The following is an 11,859-nucleotide window of genomic DNA, read 5'->3' as shown; positions in this document are numbered from 1 at the left end:
TCTCCTACTCGGCGGGGTGATGCGTGTGCGCTGGCCTGTGGGGCCACGCAGTCGTTAGGGAGTGGTGTCCGCGATGAACGGCTTCGAACCGGTCGCACGGGCAATAAGTTTGTCGAGCACTTCGGGGTCAGTCGTGTTCTCGGCCAGACGGTTGGGCTTGCCTTCTCCGTGGTAGTCGCTGGAGCCGGTGATTTCGAGACCGAATTTCTTGACGACGGTGAGCAACCACTCTTTGCCATCGTCGGTATTGTCGCGGTGATAAACCTCGAGCCCGAAGAGCCCGTTGTCGACGAGTTCGCGGATCACCGCGTCATCCATTGAGCGGTATTTTCCGTGGGCGGCTGGATGCGCGAGCACGGGCACTCCCCCGGCAGCGACGATCATCTTGACGCCCTCGAGCGGAGTCGGCGCGTAGTACTTCTCGTAATACCCGCCCTGCCAGTGCAGGATGCTCTCGAACGCAGCGCTGCGGTTGGCAACGTGCCCCTTGCGCACGAGTGCGTCAGCGATGTGCGGGCGCCCCAGCGTTGTGCCGTCCGACGATTCGGCGAGCACGTCATCCCACGTCAGGTCGTAGTCGAGAGAGATCTTCTCGACAATGCGCTCGGCACGACGAAGCCGACCATCACGAATGCGTGCCGTTTCGGTCACGATGGTGCGATCGAGCGGATTGAACAGATAGGCGAGCACGTGAACGCTGGCTGGCCCAAAGTTGGTACTCAACTCCATGCCCGGAATCACGTTGATTCCCGACACGGATGCCGCAGAGATCGCCTCCTGCCAGCCAGCGGTGGAGTCGTGGTCGGTGAGCGCTACCGTTCCGAGCCCAGCGCGAGCGGCGGACCGCACGAGCTGGGTTGGCGTTTCGGTACCGTCGGACACGGCACTGTGAGTGTGCAGGTCGATCGGTGTGTTGAGCATTATGCAAGCCTATTGCTCTAGGCTCAGGTCGCTATGATTCAACGCTTTCTTGCGGCGATCTTTATACTCGCCACCGCAGCCGCCCTTATTGTCGCGGCCTGGCCACAACTGTTCTCTCTTGAGCAGACGGTTGGCATTGCCCAGGTGGTTTCGCTGCGCGGACTCAGCGCTGCCGCAGCCTTCATTGCTGTGCTGGCCTTGACGCTCATTGCACTCTTGTCGGCGCGGATGCACCGCTTCGCGGCATCCCTCGCTGTGGTCACTCTCGCTTTTAGCGCGCTCACTCTTGTGGTGTTGGCGACTCGCGGGTTCGGCAGCCCGGGCTTCGAGACGAAAGCAGAAGGCGACGTGACCGTGTTGTCGTGGAACACTCTCGGCGACGCTCCCGGGGCCGAAGCGATTGCAGACCTCGCGTTAGAAAATGACGCCGACATCGTGGCATTGCCCGAAACCACCCGAGAGTTGGGCTTTGAGATTGCCCAACTGATGGCAGCAGCCGACCGACCGATGTGGGTTCACACGGTTGCCTACGACCAGATCTCGAAGTCGCGATCAACAACCGTGCTCATCAGCGTTGCTCTGGGCGAATACGACGTAGACCTGCAGGCGCGCACCACGTCAACGCTGCCGAGTGTCGTAGCGATTCCTCAAGACCCCGCCAATCCCACGATTGTGGCCGTGCACGCCGTCGCCCCCGTGCGAGGCGAGATGACGAACTGGCGCACCGACCTCGACTGGCTGGCCGAACAGTGCCGCGCAACCAATGTCATCCTCGCTGGGGATTTCAATTCGACCCTCGACCACTACGCGTCGCTCACCGATGGCGCAGACTTTGCGCTCGGTAGTTGCACGGATGCCGCGTCCACGACCGATAACGCCGCCATCGGCACCTGGCCGACCCAGTTGCCGTCGCTCCTGGGTGCTCCCATCGATCATGTGATGTCCACCAGCGAGTGGACCACGACGGGGATGCGCGTAGTCGAGTCTCATGATGGGTTCGGCAGTGACCACCGCCCTATTCTCGCGACACTCTCTCGCACTCAGTAGCCGCCCAGCCTGAGCGCCGACTACCCCGCAATCAGGCGAACACTGAGGGACCCTCTCGATAGTGCGTTTTACCGTGCAACGAGAGACACTAGAGGTATGGCAGATACTTCGACACCCAGCCCCCGCGCGACCTCTAACCGTTCTACAACTCCGCAGTCTTCGGGCTTCGCTGAGTACATCTCTTCGGGGTGGGCTGAGCGCGTTGACGCCGAGGTCACTCCCCGCGAGCAGTCTGCTTTTGCTGCTGCCCGCCGCGAGCGCCTCTCGCAGCTTCATGTCGGCCAGCGCCTCATCATTCCGGCAGGTGCCGCCAAGGTGCGTTCCAACGACACCGACTACCCGTTCCGCGCCCACTCCACCTTTGCGCACGTCACCGGGTGGGGTTCGGATGTTGTTGCCGGCAGTGTGCTCGTGATGGAACCAACCGCTGATGGTCATTCGGCCACCCTGTACTTCCGTCCGACTGCAGGCCGTGACACGAGTGAGTTCTACGCGAACCCGGATGTCGGAGAGTTCTGGACCGGACCGCGCCCCTCTCTCGACAACGTAGCCACCGATCTCGGCCTTGCGACTCTCCCGTTGGTGGAGTTTGAGGCAGTGCTCGACAGCGTCGACGCCTCGACTGTGATCGTGCGCGACGCCGACCGCGACGTCACCGACCAGGTTGATGGCCGCCGTCTGCTCGCCGCCGATTCTGAAGCTCTCGAGCATGACGGTGACGACGAATTGAGCCGCGACCTCAGCGAGCTACGCCTCGTCAAGGACTCCTACGAGGTCACCGAAATGCGCGCAGCCGTTGATGCCACGCAGATGGGCTTCAACGACGTCATCGCTGACCTGCCCGCCATCGTGGAGCACACCCGCGGCGAGCGCCTCGTAGAGGGCACCTTCAACCGTCGCGCCCGCGCCGAGGGCAACACGGTCGGCTACGACACCATTGCCGCTTCTGGCCCGCACGCGTGCGTCTTGCACTGGACCCGCAACGATGGTCCGGTCAATGCCGGCGACCTCATCCTGATCGACGCCGGTATTGAGCTCGACAGCTACTACACGGCCGACATCACGCGCACCCTGCCCATCAGCGGCACCTTCACCGAGGTGCAGCGTCGCGTATACAACGCGGTGTTGGAAGCGGCAGATGCGGCGTTCGCTATCGTGCGCCCCGGAATCAAGTTCCGCGACATCCACGCCGAAGCAATGCGGGTCATCGCTGAGAAGACTGCCGAGTGGGGCTTCCTGCCTGTCTCCGCCGAAGAGTCGCTGCAGGCTGACAAGCAGTTCCACCGCCGCTACATGGTGCACGGCACAAGCCACCACCTCGGCATTGACGTGCACGACTGCGCTGCAGCCCGTCGCGACATGTACCTTGATGGCGTGCTGGAGCCCGGCATGGTCTTCACGATCGAGCCCGGCCTCTACTTCCAGCCCGACGATCTCACCGTTCCCGAGGAATACCGCGGCATCGGCGTGCGCATCGAAGACGACATCGTCGTTACCGAAGACGGTGCCGAGAACCTGTCGGTGAACATCCCACGAACAGCGGATGCCGTAGAAGCGTGGATCGCCCGCTCCTAGTTGTGTAGGCGCGCGTCAGCCAATCGCGGCGCGCGCCACCTCAGCACTGCAAGACCGCAGCACTGCGAGTAAGCGGCGCCTGCCCGCTATTTGGCGGCTTTGTCTGAGCGTTCGGTATCGGAGCCTTCGGCATCCGACTCAGTGCTCTCGTTGCTCTCGACCGTTCCTGAGGGAGTCGGCACGTGCGGTGCTGCGTGTACGCCGTGCGCGCTGGCAGCCGTTCCCAGAATTGTGTGAGCCTTGGCGGTGAGGCCGGGAGCGATGATGATGTCGTAGTGCTCGGCAAGCAGTTGAGAGCTCGCCGCGTAGTCGCGACGCTTGCGCATGATCGAGTAGTTGACGACACCGAAGATCATGCCGATTCCAGCACCGGCCACGATAGCGGCAAAGAAGATGCCGATCTGCTGCGTGCTGAACGGCGAAATGATCGTGGAGATCAGTCCGAAGAAGAGTCCGAGCCAGGCACCGCTCGTGGCACCGGAGAGTGCGGCACGACCATAACTGAGGCGTGCAGTGACCACTTCGACGGTCGTGAGCTCACGACCGACGATCGCGACGCCTTTGATATCGAACTCTGCTTTGGCTAGTTGGTTGATTACGGCTTGGGCGTCGGTGTAGCTGGCATACCGGCCAAGTACGTCTCCGCGGGGCACGCTCGTCTGAAGAGGTGCGCGGCGGGAAAATCCACTGAAGTTACTCATCGGTTCATTCTCCCATGCAGGGGTAGGGTTTTACTTGTGAGCACCTCAAGAGTATTCGTCGCCCGATTGGTGGGCTGCTCAATTTTCGACCCCAATGGCGACCGCGTGGGCAAGGTCCGCGACGTGCTGGTCGTTGAGCGCGGCGATGCGAGCCCTCGCGTAGTCGGAATGATCGCTGAAGTTCCCGGTAAACGCCATGTTTTCTTGTCGATTGGTCGCGTCACGAGCATTGGCTCCGGCCAGATCATCACCACGGGTCTTCTGAACTTGCGCCGCTTCGAGCAGCGCGGTGGCGAAATCCGTGTCATGGCTGAGCTATTGGGCCGGCGCGTGTCGATGCGCGATGGCTCTGGCGAAGCTCAAATCGAAGATGTGTCGATCGAAGAGGTCGACATTGGCGAGTGGGAAATCAGCCAGCTATTCTTGCGTCGCCCCAAGGCCAGCGGTTCACCGCTCTTCGCGAAGGGCCCCACCGATTTCGCGGCCTGGGATGAGCTGAAGCACAACACGCACGAGGGCGAAGCACAGTCGGCCACTCAACTGGTTGCGAGCTTCTCTGACCTGCTGCCTGCCGACCTCGCGAATGCCATGCTCGAACTTCCCATGCAGCGCATGATGGAAGTGGCTGAAGAACTTTCTGACGACCGCCTCGCTGACGTGCTCGAAGAGATGCCCGAGAACGAGCAGGTTGCTCTTCTCAATAAGCTCGACGACGATCGTGCGGCTGATGTGCTCGACGAGATGCAGCCGGATGACGCGGCCGACCTCATCGCTCATCTCAGCGATGAGCGCGGCGAGACACTCCTCGATCTCATGGAGCCCGAAGAAGCCGAAGATGTGCGCTTCTTGCTCAGCTACGCCCCCGATACGGCAGGTGGACTCATGACCACCGAGCCCATCATTGTTTCTGCTGACGCCACTGTTGCTGAGGGTCTCGCCCTCATCCGTCGTCACGACCTTGCCCCGGCGCTCGGTGCCGCCATTTGTGTCACGCTGCCGCCCTATGAGCCGCCGACAGGTCGCCTGCTCGGCATGGTGCACTTTCAGCGGATGCTGCGCTACCCGCCCAATGAACGCTTGGGTGCCCTGATCGACCAATCGCTTGAACCGGTACGCTCGTCCACGACTGCCGCAGAAGTGTCGCGCATTCTCGCGAGTTATGACCTCGTCTCAGTGCCCGTGGTCGATGACAACCATCGCTTGCTCGGGGTGGTGACCATTGACGACGTGCTTGACCATCTGCTTCCCGATGACTGGCGAAGTACCACCGACGAGTCGGCGAGCTTCGACGACACCTCAACTAGACCTCTAACCATCGTTCAGCAGAAAGAAATTCGCGCAGGGAGGGCACCCCGTGGCACTAGCTAAGCGGTCATCTCGATCACAGCGCAATGAACAGCGCCTCGATACCCCTAAGGGTTTGCGCAGCGGTTTTGGCATGTTCCAGAGTCGCGACCGCATGGGCCGCTACTCCGAGGCTTTTGCCCGCGGTATGGGAACCCCGTGGTTCCTCGTCGGCCTTTCCGCCTTCGTGGGCGTCTGGTTGATCTACAACACAAGTGCGCCGCTGGATGCGCAGTTTGACCCGCGTTCCACCAACTTCACCCTGCTCACGCTCATCCTGTCGCTGCAGGCCTCCTACGCTGCGCCCATGATTCTGCTCGCCCAGAACCGTCAAGATGACCGCGACCGCGTGCAGATTGAACAAGACCGTCAGCGTGCAGAACGCAACCTCAACGACACCGAATACTTGGCACGCGAGGTTGTTGCGCTGCGCCTGGCCATGACTGACCTTGCCAGCAAGGACTTCATTCGCGCTGAACTTCGCGGTCTGCTCGAAGAACTCGAGAAAGACGACGACGCCGAAGCCGACACGGAGAACCGTGAACGCTGAGCTCGAAGCCGCGGTACTTACCTCCCTCGCCTCGGTGATCGACCCCGAGATTCGGCGACCCGTGACAGAGCTCGACATGATCTCTGGGGTTTCTGTCGACGACGCTGGTGCGGCATCCGTTGGCCTGACGTTGACGATTGTCGGATGCCCGGCCGCAACCTCTATCGAACGTGACGTGCGCGAGGCTACCGAGCGTGTGCCCGGCATCACGGCGGTGACCGTTGACGTGTCGATCATGTCGCCGGCGCAGCGAACTGCCCTCACCGAGAAGCTGCGCAAGGGCAAGCCCAAGACGATGCAGTTCGGGCCAGATTCGCTCACCCAGATTGTGGCCGTGACGAGCGGCAAGGGTGGCGTCGGCAAGTCGACGCTCACCGCGAACCTTGCGGTCTCGATGGCCCAGAGCGGCCTGCGCGTCGGAGTGATCGACGCCGATGTGTTCGGCTTCTCGATCCCGGGACTCCTCGGTCTGCACGGCGCCAAGCCCACTCAGGTGGGCGAGATGATTTTGCCGCCTGTCGCCTATGACGTGAAGGTCATCTCGATCGGCATGTTCGTCGAAGAGAACACGGCAGTTTCGTGGCGTGGGCCCATGTTGCACCGCACGATTCAGCAATTCTTGACCGATGTGTTCTTTGGCGATCTCGATGTGTTGCTGCTCGATCTGCCTCCCGGCACCGGCGATGTCGCTATCTCGCTCGGGCAATTGCTGCCGCACTCCGATGTGGTTGTCGTGACGACTCCGCAATCGGCCGCCGCCGATGTTGCTGAACGCAGCGGCCTTGTCGCTCGGCAAACCGGTCAACGAGTGATCGGTGTCATCGAAAATATGGCAGGTCTCCCCCAGCCCGACGGCAGCGTGCTCGAACTTTTCGGTTCTGGTGGTGGGGCGGATGCCGCAGCCAAGCTCTCCACGCCAGACGAGCCGGTCTCGGTGCTGGCCTCGATCCCCCTTAGCATCGCCCTGCGCGAGGGTGGCGATTCCGGGGTGCCCGTGGTGATCGCGGCTCCCGAGGATCCGGCGGCTCAGGCCATCACGGGTCTCGCCACGACTCTCCGTTCGCTCAAGCGCAGCGTTGCCGGCCGCAAGTTGGGGCTCAGCCCCCGCTAACGCTGCGCCCCGATTGCGCGCTAATCCGCCCCGTTAACGCAAAAACACCACAGCAATAGTTGCTGTGGTGTTGCGTAAACCGGCTGGCGGTTGGCTACGGCATGGTGTTGTAGCGACGGGTGGGCACGCGACGGTATCCGTCGGTTGCAACGGCACGCAGGGTTGCGGCGATACCGGTTGCAGCTAGTGCCGCGATGATGATTAGTTCGAAGTTCATGTCTATAGTCTGGCCGCGACCAACCTTTTAGAACAAGATGATCTTCCTTATCTAACCTTGTAGAGTAACTACATGGATATTCGGCGCTTGGAGTTGCTTCGCGAGCTAGCCGACCGCGGCAGCATTACCGCGGTCGCCAAGGCGACGATGCGCACGCCATCCGCTGTGTCTCAGCAGCTCAAAATTCTGGAACGCGAGGCCGGAATCCCTCTCACCGAGCGCGTAGGTCGCGGCATCGTGTTGACGTCGGCCGGCCGGGCGCTCGCCCACACGGCGGCCGATGTGGCCACCGCAATTGAGAAAGCCGAAGCGCTGTGGAACGACTTTCGAGAGTCCCCACGCGGTGACGTCACCATGACCATCTTCCCTACCGGCGGCGAGATGCTACTACCGGGGCTTTTCCACGCCGTGAATCGGCAGCCGGGGCTCACCCTGAGCTGCAACGACCAAGACTCTGTGCTCGAAGATGTCGCCAACCTCACTGCCGACTACGACGTTGTCGTTTCCGACTCGCCTCACGTGCTCCCCGCCTGGACCGAACGGGGGCTCGCTGTCGTTCCGCTCATGCGTGAGTCTCTGGATGTCGCTCTGCCCGAAGATCATCCGCTCGGCCGCAAGGCGGCGCTCACTCCCGCCGACCTTCTCGACGAAACGTGGATCGGGGTTCCTTCCGGTCTGCCGTTCGACCGCATCCTCCGGCGAATCGAAGCGGCAAACGGTGCCCCCGCGAAGGTTGCCCAGCGCCTGACGGACAACAGCATTGTGGAAGCTGTCGTGGCGGCAGGGCACGGCATCGCCATCCTGCCGCGCTTCACGACCCGAGACCGCGAGAACGGCCTCATCACCCGCCCCCTCAAGGGTGTTCCCTCGTCGCGCCTCATCTCAGCTCTGCTGCGCCCCGACCGCGCAGAACGTCCCTCCGTGCGCGCGATCGTCAAGGCCCTCGTCGATGAGGCGACGCGCTTCGAACGTGAGCACACGGTCTAGCGCCGCCGCGCATCCGCCCGCTTAGAATCACGGAGTGGAATACTCGCTACGCCCCAGCACCGCGCACGACCTCGACTGGTTGCTTGACCTTCGCACAGTCGAACTTCGGGCCGACCTCGAACGCCACGGCATCTTCGACCCCGTGCGGGTGCGCACCTGGATGAGCGATGCTTTCGCACCGGAGAACACCCAGATCATTCAGGTTGCTGGCGAAGACGTTGGCTCGATTAGCGTGCGCCCCGAAGCGGATGCCCTCTGGATCGAGCACTTCTACCTGCCCGCGCGTCTGCAGGGGCAGGGCATCGGAAGTCAGGTTCTCACCGAGGTGCTCGCCCGGCCAGACCTTCGACCGTTTCGCCTCATGGTGCTTCAGGGCAGCGCCGCGCTGCGGCTCTACGAACGACACGGCTTCACGCCCTACGACCAGGACGACCACGACGTGTGGCTGACGCGACCCGCCTCAACCTCGTAACGCTCGAAGCGACGGCGCTCTACTCAGTCGGCTCGATCAGTCGCGCGAGCAACTCGATAAGCAGGCGTTCGGTGAGCGGTGCCGGCATCGCGGCGATGAGAGCCAACAGTGGCGCCATCCGGTCGGGAAGTCCTTGGTCGCCAGCACCGATGCCCAACGCGCCGAGGAGACCCGCTGCGGTCGCCGAATCGAGGGGTGCGGCATCCGGGTCACCCAACGCTGCGAGCGCCTCAGCGGGCAACGTGGCCAGCACAGCTTCGACAGAGACGGCGGGCACACCGCGCACTTCGTCAGCCGCCACCCGCAGCGCCGCGCTCAAGTCGTCGAGCACGTTCGCAGTCACGGGAGTCACCGTGAGGTGGGTCGTGGCGGGCAGCATCGTGCCGTCACTCTGCACGAGTGAGGGCTGCAGTTGCAGCAAGAAGCCGTGCTCGCGCGTCTGGTCGGCCCAGTGGTGCGGGTCAACGCGACGATCCGCAGCAACGGAATCATCGGATGCGATAGCCAACAGCGGTCCGACCGGGTTGCCCACAACGCGGAGGCCTTCAATCTTGCCAATCACGTCGCGCAGGGCCTGAGTGGACCGCGCACACGACTCGGAGAGCTCGGCGAGCCCACTCGTGCCGAGTGCCTGAATAATCGCCCACGCAGCCGCGAGCGGCCCCGCCGACTTCGAGCCCAAGATGGTGGGGTTGACGATCGGGTAACCAGGCCACTGCGTTGTCGCAAAGTATTGCGTGCGTTGGCGGTCACGACCGCGCTGCAGGATCACCGAGGCGCCCTTGGGCGAGTAGCCAAACTTGTGCAGGTCGGCGCTGATGCTCGTGACGCCCGGTACTTCAAAGTTCCAGGGCTCAACACCCTCCCAGAACGGCAGAACCCAGCCGCCGATGCAGGCATCAACGTGACAGGCGATTCCGTGCTCGGATGCCGCAGCAGCGACCTCAACGACAGGGTCCATCGCGGCGTGCGCATAGCTCGGAGCTGAGACCACTACGAGCGCAACATCGTCGCCCATGCGTGCAATGAGATCGTCCGCGGCAACGTCGCCGCCCGGCCCGACCGGCACGAGGTCGAGTTCAAGGCCAAAGTAGTGTGCTGCTTTCTGGAACGCCGCATGCACCGTCACGGGAGCCAACAACCGGGGCATTCCCGTGCGCGCCGAAGCGCCTGTTCCCCGCCACACATCGCGCGCCGTCTTGACGGCCAGCAGACAACTTTCGGTACCGCCAGTAGTGACAGTGCCGACGACATCCTCATCGCCACCAAGCAGGTCGCAAGCAAAGCCGAGCACTTCGCGTTCCATGACGGCAACCGAGGTGAAGGTGGTCGGGTCGAGGCCGTTGACGGGCTGCACGGCACGAATGGCGTGCGCCGCCAGTTCGTCGAGCTCCGCGAGGCCAGAGTCGTAGACATACGACAGCACATGCCCACCGTGGGTGGGAGCATCCGCTTCGCGTAGCGCGTTAAGGCGCTCAAGAATATCGGCGGGCTGGTGGTCGAACTTCATCGGGTCTCCTGATCGTTCGAAGTGGTGGTTGGGCCACTTGTGGGGTGTGGTTCGGCATCGGCATGGTCAATGTCGCTGCGGCGCAACGGGTAGCGCCTAAAGGTCAGCAGCGAGAGGCCGATGATCACGGCGGGCACGATGCTGAAGCTGATGATGATTCCAGCGATGGCCGAATCGGGCTGGGCGACCGTCTGGTTGGCGACCGATTCGAGGTAGCCGGATGCCGCGAGCACGGTCGTGAGCACGGTGGCACCGAGTGCCATGCCCGTGGTTTCGCCCGCAGTCCACACGCCGCCAAAGGTGCCGGCCGAGGCCAGCTTGTGGCGACGGGAGTCGTGGGAGATCACGTCGGGCAGCATCGACATCGGCAGTGCTTGCATTCCCGCGTAGCCTGCTCCGGCGAGCGCGACGGGGGCGTAAATCCACGCACCGGGCGCCCACAGTTGCGGCACGATTAGTAGGGCGCCGAGACCGTAGCAGGCGGAGGCCCAGACGAACGCGCGCTCCTTGCCGATGCGGCGGGAGATGGCAGCCCACACCGGCGCGAACAGAAGCGCTGGCCCGATCAGCGAGACGAACAGGATCGCAACACCGGTGCCGAGCACCCAGGTAGCAACGTATTGGGCACCGGCCAGCATGACTCCGGTCGCGAGCCCCTGCAGCAGAAACGTCAGCAGCAGGGCGCGGAACGGTTGGCTGCGTTTGAGCGCGGCAACTCCGGCGCGATACGTCTCCACGATCGATACGGTCGGCGTCACCGACATCGTGCCGGTGGGCGCCGAGAACGAGGAGATGACGAGCGAGACGCCCATGAGGGCGGCCGCAGAAAGTGCCATGACGAGATAGCCGAGCCGTTCATCCGCAAAGGCATCACGAATCTCGGGCGCCCCCGCACCGAATAGCAAGATCGCCACTGTGAGCACGACGACGCGCACCGCGAGCAACCGCGTGCGTTCGTCATAGCTGCGGGTGAGTTCGGCGGGCAGGGCGATATACGGCACCTGAAACAGGCTGAAGGCCGTTGCCGTAGCGACAAAGGCAATGAACACCCAGATGCCCGACGCAAGCGGGCCAATGCCGGCAGGCACCGCAAACGTCACAACGAACAGAATCGGCAAGAGGATGGCGCCCACGAGCATGGCCGGTCGCCGAGTGCCGCGGTGAGCCAGACTGCGGTCGCTGCGGGCACCGATCACGGGATCGATGATCACATCCCACACTTTGGCTGTGGTGACGAGGATGCCGGCGGCGAGCGCGGCGATCCCCAGAGTGTCGGTCAGGTAGTACACGAGCACAAGCCCGGGCAAGGCACCAAAACCCCCAGTGCCGAGAGAACCAATGGCATAGGTGGCGATGGAGCTTCGGGTAAGAGCTCGCGGCGCTGCGGTCGTCATCTTCGTGAGCCTAGCGCTTTGCTCAGCCGA

Annotated in this window: 12 protein-coding genes; 7 read left to right on the top strand and 5 right to left on the bottom strand. The window is 63.1% G+C overall.

The window, feature by feature from the left end:
* Positions 1–54 precede the first annotated feature (54 nt).
* Complete coding sequence (locus ACWFSR_RS03915) at positions 55–921, bottom strand: PHP domain-containing protein (RefSeq protein WP_197107359.1); 867 nt, start codon at positions 919–921, stop codon at positions 55–57.
* 33 nt (positions 922–954) lie between these two features.
* Here ACWFSR_RS03915 and ACWFSR_RS03910 point away from each other — a divergent pair, with 33 nt between their 5' ends.
* The gene (locus tag ACWFSR_RS03910; RefSeq protein WP_197107360.1) at positions 955–1,968 is read left to right on the top strand and encodes an endonuclease/exonuclease/phosphatase family protein; all 1,014 of its coding nucleotides are present in this window, start codon (positions 955–957) and stop codon (positions 1,966–1,968) included.
* Positions 1,969–2,064: 96 nt separating this feature from the next.
* The gene (locus tag ACWFSR_RS03905; protein WP_197110269.1) at positions 2,065–3,543 is read left to right on the top strand and encodes an aminopeptidase P family protein; all 1,479 of its coding nucleotides are present in this window, start codon (positions 2,065–2,067) and stop codon (positions 3,541–3,543) included.
* An 86-nt stretch (positions 3,544–3,629) separates the two neighbouring features.
* On the opposite strand, the gene ACWFSR_RS03900 is transcribed toward ACWFSR_RS03905, so the two are convergent.
* On the bottom strand, positions 3,630–4,244 hold the full coding sequence (locus ACWFSR_RS03900) for a general stress protein (protein WP_197110270.1): 615 nt from the start codon (positions 4,242–4,244) through the stop codon (positions 3,630–3,632).
* Between the two features lie 36 nt (positions 4,245–4,280).
* Between ACWFSR_RS03900 and ACWFSR_RS03895 the strand changes: the two genes are divergently transcribed.
* From ACWFSR_RS03895 to ACWFSR_RS03885, 3 genes are read left to right on the top strand one after another with little or no spacing between them, the layout of a single operon-like run.
* Positions 4,281–5,612, top strand: coding sequence for a magnesium transporter MgtE N-terminal domain-containing protein (locus tag ACWFSR_RS03895; protein ID WP_197107363.1), 1,332 nt, complete (start codon positions 4,281–4,283; stop codon positions 5,610–5,612).
* Positions 5,599–6,138: a DUF1003 domain-containing protein gene (locus ACWFSR_RS03890; RefSeq protein ID WP_197107364.1), complete on the top strand. Its 540-nt coding sequence runs from the start codon at positions 5,599–5,601 to the stop codon at positions 6,136–6,138. Before ACWFSR_RS03895 ends, ACWFSR_RS03890 begins: the two co-directional genes overlap by 14 nt.
* Positions 6,128–7,249 (top strand): P-loop NTPase, encoded by a 1,122-nt coding sequence (locus ACWFSR_RS03885; RefSeq protein ID WP_447523108.1) that lies wholly within the window; start codon positions 6,128–6,130, stop codon positions 7,247–7,249. The genes ACWFSR_RS03890 and ACWFSR_RS03885 overlap by 11 nt, the downstream gene beginning before the upstream one ends.
* A 94-nt stretch (positions 7,250–7,343) precedes the next feature.
* On the opposite strand, the gene ACWFSR_RS03880 is transcribed toward ACWFSR_RS03885, so the two are convergent.
* A complete protein-coding gene (locus ACWFSR_RS03880) occupies positions 7,344–7,466 on the bottom strand; it encodes a hypothetical protein (protein WP_255529165.1) in 123 nt (40 codons plus the stop codon).
* Positions 7,467–7,538: 72 nt separating this feature from the next.
* Between ACWFSR_RS03880 and ACWFSR_RS03875 the strand changes: the two genes are divergently transcribed.
* Together ACWFSR_RS03875 and ACWFSR_RS03870 are read left to right on the top strand one after the other, a co-directional pair.
* Positions 7,539–8,453: a LysR family transcriptional regulator gene (locus ACWFSR_RS03875; RefSeq protein ID WP_197107366.1), complete on the top strand. Its 915-nt coding sequence runs from the start codon at positions 7,539–7,541 to the stop codon at positions 8,451–8,453.
* A 34-nt stretch (positions 8,454–8,487) separates the two neighbouring features.
* Positions 8,488–8,925 (top strand): GNAT family N-acetyltransferase, encoded by a 438-nt coding sequence (locus ACWFSR_RS03870; protein WP_447523107.1) that lies wholly within the window; start codon positions 8,488–8,490, stop codon positions 8,923–8,925.
* A 19-nt stretch (positions 8,926–8,944) separates the two neighbouring features.
* Here ACWFSR_RS03870 and ACWFSR_RS03865 read toward each other — a convergent pair whose 3' ends face one another.
* Both ACWFSR_RS03865 and ACWFSR_RS03860 read right to left on the bottom strand, forming a co-directional pair.
* On the bottom strand, positions 8,945–10,435 hold the full coding sequence (locus ACWFSR_RS03865; RefSeq protein WP_447523106.1) for a pyridoxal phosphate-dependent decarboxylase family protein: 1,491 nt from the start codon (positions 10,433–10,435) through the stop codon (positions 8,945–8,947).
* Positions 10,432–11,829, bottom strand: coding sequence for an MFS transporter (locus ACWFSR_RS03860; RefSeq protein WP_447523105.1), 1,398 nt, complete (start codon positions 11,827–11,829; stop codon positions 10,432–10,434). Before ACWFSR_RS03860 ends, ACWFSR_RS03865 begins: the two co-directional genes overlap by 4 nt.
* Between the last annotated feature and the right edge of the window lie 30 nt (positions 11,830–11,859).

Source organism: Salinibacterium sp. NYA9b (assembly GCF_976973725.1).
The sequence above is the reverse complement of the archived record's forward strand: the minus strand, read 5'-3'. Positions and strand labels throughout refer to the sequence as shown.

Excerpts from the sequence above, each read along its gene's own strand:
- ACWFSR_RS03915 (WP_197107359.1), bottom strand. The coding sequence starts at position 921 with ATGCTCAACACACCGATCGACCTGCACACTCACAGTGCCGTGTCCGAC.
- ACWFSR_RS03910 (WP_197107360.1), top strand. The coding sequence starts at position 955 with ATGATTCAACGCTTTCTTGCGGCGATCTTTATACTCGCCACCGCAGCC.
- ACWFSR_RS03905 (WP_197110269.1), top strand. The coding sequence starts at position 2,065 with ATGGCAGATACTTCGACACCCAGCCCCCGCGCGACCTCTAACCGTTCT.
- ACWFSR_RS03900 (WP_197110270.1), bottom strand. The coding sequence starts at position 4,244 with ATGAGTAACTTCAGTGGATTTTCCCGCCGCGCACCTCTTCAGACGAGC.
- ACWFSR_RS03880 (WP_255529165.1), bottom strand. The coding sequence starts at position 7,466 with ATGAACTTCGAACTAATCATCATCGCGGCACTAGCTGCAACCGGTATC.
- ACWFSR_RS03875 (WP_197107366.1), top strand. The coding sequence starts at position 7,539 with ATGGATATTCGGCGCTTGGAGTTGCTTCGCGAGCTAGCCGACCGCGGC.
- ACWFSR_RS03865 (WP_447523106.1), bottom strand. The coding sequence starts at position 10,435 with ATGAAGTTCGACCACCAGCCCGCCGATATTCTTGAGCGCCTTAACGCG.
- ACWFSR_RS03860 (WP_447523105.1), bottom strand. The coding sequence starts at position 11,829 with ATGACGACCGCAGCGCCGCGAGCTCTTACCCGAAGCTCCATCGCCACC.